This is a genomic window from Vibrio sp. 10N.261.55.A7 (genome assembly GCF_002877365.1).
In the GTDB taxonomy this organism is placed as follows: Bacteria; Pseudomonadota; Gammaproteobacteria; order Enterobacterales; family Vibrionaceae; genus Vibrio.
Window position 1 is genome coordinate 1 of sequence record NZ_MCWZ01000097.1, and the last position, 2,616, is coordinate 2,616.

3 protein-coding genes are annotated in these 2,616 nt (G+C 41.4%); all 3 read right to left on the minus strand.

Features of this window, described 5'->3' with window-relative positions:
* Positions 1–31: 31 nt before the first annotated feature.
* The 3 genes from BCU12_RS07140 to BCU12_RS07150 are packed head-to-tail and all read right to left on the minus strand — an operon-like array spanning position 32 to position 2,346.
* The gene (locus BCU12_RS07140; RefSeq protein WP_102403658.1) at positions 32–688 is read right to left on the minus strand and encodes a DUF2987 domain-containing protein; all 657 of its coding nucleotides are present in this window, start codon (positions 686–688) and stop codon (positions 32–34) included.
* 10 nt (positions 689–698) lie between these two features.
* On the minus strand, positions 699–1,529 hold the full coding sequence (locus tag BCU12_RS07145; RefSeq protein WP_241909766.1) for a glucosaminidase domain-containing protein: 831 nt from the start codon (positions 1,527–1,529) through the stop codon (positions 699–701).
* Entirely contained in the window at positions 1,522–2,346 is an 825-nt protein-coding gene (locus BCU12_RS07150) for a hypothetical protein (RefSeq protein ID WP_102403660.1), read from the minus strand. Before BCU12_RS07150 ends, BCU12_RS07145 begins: the two co-directional genes overlap by 8 nt.
* Positions 2,347–2,616: the final 270 nt, after the last annotated feature.

The window sequence follows — 2,616 nt, forward strand, 5'->3', positions numbered from 1 at the left end:
TTTAAATGATGTGTACCGTCCTAAAATGTGTTTATTGTGCTTTAGGGATATAAGGTAAAACTCGAACGGTTTCTTGAGGAAGAGTGATTGATTCATCTTGTGAAAGATCGCTAAGGAGCACCGTGGCTACCCCATCTTCTATTGGGATTATTTCACCGCTGGAACGTTCAATGGTTCCATTATAATTATTTGAAAATTCCATTGTTAACCCTTCAACATCAGGAGAGAACCAGCTGGAAAACATACCGCCTAAATCATCTAAAAGGCTTTTCATTTGCTGCGGGTAATGTTCAATATCTTTGTAGCCTAATGTACCACTTAGTGGTTCTTTCGTCATTACAACCATTGAAAAATCGCATTGGATATCATTTTGCGTATGCACATAAACAAGTGGGTTGGCATTTCGAAGGTTGCTATCAAGCGGCACTAGCAACTCATTCGTCGGCGATGAGTTGAGTTCTTCATAGTGTTCTTCTTTTTCCATCCATGCTTTTTCAATATGACACAGTTGGCGTGTTTCTCTATTAATGAAAAAGAACGAAACTTTTACGTCCTCATGCCCTTCTTTGGCATTGTTCTTCATTTGAGTATAGAGCTTAGAGTACGTGAATCGATACTCTTGAGCGGTAGCGGGTACGGCAAAAACTAGTACTGCAGCCGCGAGTAAAGCAGAGGATAGTCTATTCATAATACTTCTTTTATTTGGACCAAAACGATTGGTTAAAGCGAATCATGTTCTGAATTTCATCGACGTAAGGTTGGCCGCGCTCAGAGTAGCGGATCAGCCCATTGGCAAGCTCAATTGCAGCTTCATTGTTAAGGAGGTCTTGGTTATTAACATGAAGTTCATGTCGAATGTCTCTTAGCTCTTGATAAGCTCGATTTCGATTAACATTCATAAAATAACGATGTATCGATTCTTGAACAGAACTGAATTTAGCGACTTCGTGAGTCATGCCTTCTTGTCTTTGCTGTGGAATAACACCACAGCCAGCACTATAACACCACTGGCCGAAATAATTGTTGGCTTCAGTGGCAAAGCGAGAGGTTCCCCACCCTGATTCTTTAGCTGCTTGGGTTAGCACTAATGCTTCAGGCAATACATCGACACGACGAAGCATATCGTCTATCCATTTCGAATTTATTCCTTCCGCACTTACTTCAATGTGATATAGGTTTGCTAATCTTTCCGCGTACGATTGATCTTCATCAGTGAGTTCACCTGTGTTAAATCGAGATTGAATCAGTTCTACCCGCCCTCTCTCTTTGATAATACGCTCGTTTTCTCGAGCAACACCGGGCTTCAAGTACTCAAAAAACGTGGTTTTCTTTTCTTGTACGTCCGTTATGGCAGAAAAATCTGGAGCGTCACTGATTTTTTTTGCTTTAACTTCAACGACACGCTGTGCGTCGTTGCTTGTTTCAGCTGGCTGTGTTTCTAGGCTAGAGCTACGATCACTGCCCAACCAAATTAACGTACTTGATAGAGCAACAATCGGAACCGCTGAGAATATTAGCTTTTTATGCATTGAAAACCTTCGAGTTTTTATCGTGGTCATCGTTACTCGGGGGATTATCATCATCAGAACCAGAAGTGTCAGACGCGACGACCTTCAATCGAATACCAAACATATTGCGGTAAATAATTCCTTTGACATGGAAAAAGAGCGGCAGTACGAAGATTAGACCTACGCCATAGAAAACCGCCGCGGCCACAAAAAGCATCGTGACGACGATATAGATAACTGCAATAGAGAATATTTTCTTATTCACGCCACGCAACGAAAGCCAAAGAGCTTGGAATGGAGACAGGCGTTTCTCACAAATCAGTAATATCGAGTTACTAAAAGCAAGTGATAGGTAAAGGGAAACGAGTGGTAGAAATGCACCCGCGACACCTTGCAGAATTAGGCTCGCAAGCGTTGTGATGATAACGGGAACAGTAAATTGCAGACCTTTGCCAATATGACGCAGCTTAGTGTTTAATCCAGCGGTATGACTCATAGCCATTAGACATATCCCTGCATAGATAGGCGCGCTGACTACCTCATAGCTAAAGTTTGCCACGAAGATCGCCTGAACCATAGATTCATTAAAGCTATCTGGGCTATTAAAGATATCGAGTATGACCGAAGGGTCGCCTAGCTGCAGCTTAAGCGCGATATAAAAAATGGCTAATTGCGCAATCAACAGGATCATGACAGCGGGTGAGAACGAAAGAAAGTGCTTAAGAGTCATAGACCCTGCCTCTCTTAAAACTTCACCTACTTTCAATTCGTAATCGCCTGACAGTGCTTTCTCAACACTACCGCCTAGGTTGAAGTCTTTTTCAATATCGTTGTTCATTCTGGAGTCCGTCACAATGAGAAATTACTCGATCGTTAATTAATACAAATTAGGCGCATTATACTTAAATGAATTTTATACGAAAATCTGTTCTGCTGTTTATCTGATATTTCTTACATATTCGAGCGATTATTGCTCAATCTAGCCATTGAATGGAGGCGCATTGACTGAATCGTCACGATGATCACGCGAAAACAATGGATTATCAGTGTAAAAGTGCTTCAAATTCACCAGATTGATGATTATTATCCGCCATAAATCTATCTTGTA